We start from the raw sequence: 2209 nt of genomic DNA on the forward strand, positions 1-2209 counted from the left end.
CCAAGGCACACCGTTCATCGCCGGCAGCACGCGCGTCTTCGGCCCCAGCAGCGGCGCGATGCCGCGCGCCACCGCCGTCAGCGCCGGGCCCTTGACAGCGATCAGCACCAGGTCTTGCGGGCCCAGCGCTGCCGCGTCGTCGCTGGCCACGGCCGGCGCCTGCAGCAGCTGGCCGCCTTGCTGCAGTTGCCAGCCGCGTTCGCGCAGTGAATGCAAGGTCGAGTTGCGGGCCAGCGCACTGACCTGCGCCTGTTTCGCCAGCGCGAGCTTCGCGCCGATGAGTCCGCCGATCGAGCCGGCGCCGATGATGCAAACCTTCATGTCTTGGAGGGCGTGGCTTGCGCAGCCGCGCGGTAGTTGTTCTTCAGATGATCGGGCACACGTTCGTCGAAACCGAGTGCCACACGTTGGACCTCGGGGCTGTCGGTGGGTGGTGCGCCCACACCCAGCGCCGATGCGCGCGGTGCGGGCGCGGCGGCCACCGTGCCGGCCAGCCGGCCAATGCCGGTGATCTCGCATTCCACCACGTCACCCGGGTCGACCGAGCGCGAGTGGCAAGGTGTGCCCATCAGGATCACGTCACCGGGCAGCAGCGTGATGTGGCGCGCAATATCGGCGATCACATAGTGCGGGCCCCAGATCGTCTCGTCGCCGATGTGGGCCTCTTGCACGACGCGGCCGTTGCGGTACGTGCGCAAGGTCTGCTCGAACAGGTTCACGCCACGCACGAGGCCCGGACCGATCGGCAGCAGCGTGTCGGCGCCCTTCACCCGCAGCATCGAGCCTTGGTCGGTGTCGCGAAAGTCTTGCAGGCCCATGTCGAGCGCGCAGCAGAATCCTTCGATGCAATCCCAGGCTTCGTCGGGCGTCACGTTGCGGGCGGTGCGGCCGATGACCACCGCGTACTCGCCCTCGTAGTTCAGGTACTTGCAGTCTTCGGGTTTGAGGATCTGCCCGCCATGGCCATTCAACGCAGTAGGAGGCTTGGTGAAGTAGGTCGGCGTCTCGGTCGGCTTCGGCTTGTTGCGCGTTTCGATGCTGCGTGAAAGGTACGAGATGTGGACGGCGATGATCTTGCTGGGGTCGACTGGTGGCAGGTGGGTCAAGCCTGTCGGGTCGAGGGGTCGGCCATCGTCGAGCAGCAGGCGGCCATCGTCTTGCATCGTGCCCCAGAAGGGGCTGCCGCCGCTCATCACGCGGCGGCGTTCGACGCGGGGGCCGCGCATCACGGCGGGGAGGTCTTTGAGAGGGAATTCGAAGTTCATGTCTGCGGTGGGTGAAGGCTGTGCGTGCGGAGGATGTGGCGGCAGGGTGGCGGCGGTGCCCCCGGCCCACGGCCAGCTCGCGGGCGACTGTCGAGGTGCGCTATGTACATCCGCATCAACACCGTTGTGCACTAGAGGCGTTGGGGCGACCGCGAATGAGGCCTGAGGCCGGGGGCACCGCCGCCACCCTGCTGCTGCCGTCGATGGCGTGGCACGCCGTTGCCTGCCACGGGTGTGCCTGGGGTCGGTGGATCGGGACAGGTTCGGCGGTCTTCATTCGCGGTCGCCCCAACCGCCGCACGAGAACACGTGGCCGACCGAGAGCCAGCAGCAAGCGCACCCCGGCTCCCCGCGAGCGGACCGCCGAAGATGGCCCGGTCCGCCGGCCCCCGCCACAACCTCGGCACGCATTGAACTCATTCAGCATCGAACCACATATGGACGTTGCCAGTGCCCCGCGCGTTCTCATATGCCGACAACGCCTCGCCACGTGCCCGGCAATCGCGCCCACCCATTGCACCCACCATCTGCAGATAGTGCGCGCCGAAAGCCTCCCAAGGCAGCTTGCGGTATTCGCTGTCCCACCCATCGAGCACCAGATCGTGCCGGCCTTCAGTGAACAGCTCGATCGCGCGCTTGTCACTCTCGATGTTCTCCGGCCGCGCGACATTGCTCTCGTGAAAGATGCGTGGGTGCTTCGGTGTCCAGTCGATGTTGTTGAACTTGTGGCTCAAGGCGCCTGAAGCCAGCAACAGCACGCGCAGATCACTGCGGTGGATCGCCTCGCCGATCACCTCGCCCGATTGCACGAAGTGCTTCGGCTCACAGTTCTGGCACGAACTGACCGAAACGATCGGTGTGGCTTCGAGTCGCAACTGCTTGACCACATTGATCGTCGCGTAGTGGCGGCCGAGGTCTGGGTGCTCGATCGCGCGGCTTTGCAC

The 2209-nt window shown here is 66.5% G+C and carries 3 protein-coding genes; all 3 read right to left on the reverse strand.

Annotated features, from left to right (window positions below; all coding sequences use genetic code 11):
- The coding region (locus AC1DYI_RS33335) for a 2-dehydropantoate 2-reductase N-terminal domain-containing protein (RefSeq protein ID WP_477208394.1) at nt 1–321 on the reverse strand (321 nt) is incomplete at its 3' end.
- On the reverse strand, nt 318–1265 hold the full coding sequence (locus AC1DYI_RS33340; RefSeq protein WP_477208395.1) for a fumarylacetoacetate hydrolase family protein: 948 nt from the start codon (nt 1263–1265) through the stop codon (nt 318–320). The genes AC1DYI_RS33335 and AC1DYI_RS33340, both read right to left, overlap by 4 nt.
- 416 nt (nt 1266–1681) lie before the next feature.
- Nucleotides 1682–2209 (reverse strand): DODA-type extradiol aromatic ring-opening family dioxygenase (locus tag AC1DYI_RS33345; protein ID WP_477208396.1); only part of this gene is annotated, 528 nt, incomplete at its 5' end.

The sequence above is a fragment of the Ideonella sp. P3_A4 genome (genome assembly GCF_056403075.1).

Excerpts from the sequence above, each read along its gene's own strand:
- AC1DYI_RS33340 (WP_477208395.1), bottom strand. The coding sequence starts at position 1,265 with ATGAACTTCGAATTCCCTCTCAAAGACCTCCCCGCCGTGATGCGCGGC.